Origin of the sequence: Nocardioides oceani (genome assembly GCF_030412965.1) — a bacterium.
Taxonomy (GTDB): Bacteria; Actinomycetota; Actinomycetes; order Propionibacteriales; family Nocardioidaceae; genus Nocardioides; species Nocardioides oceani.
Genome location: NZ_JAUHJQ010000359.1, coordinates 1 through 202, shown reverse-complemented (window position 1 = coordinate 202; position 202 = coordinate 1). Strand labels below are relative to the sequence as shown.

General features: G+C 72.3%; 1 protein-coding gene. It reads left to right on the top strand.

What is annotated here, in order from left to right; translation table 11 throughout:
* Positions 1-202, top strand: a 202-nt coding sequence (locus QWY28_RS24360; RefSeq protein WP_300955457.1) for a hypothetical protein, incomplete at both ends; no start/stop codon positions are given.

The following is a 202-nucleotide window of genomic DNA, read 5'->3' as shown; positions in this document are numbered from 1 at the left end:
AGCTTCCACGACCCGCTCATGTACCTCGCGCCGTACCAGTTCCTCGCCTACGGCGCGATCGTCGCCGTCCTCCTCCACCACCCGGCCGGCTTCCGGGTCGCGGCCGCGGGCGGCCGGCCGGTGGTGCTGCTCCCGGTGCTCGTCGCACTGCTGGCGCTGCAGGTCGGCTCCGACCAGATCGACGCGTACGGCGACCTGTACT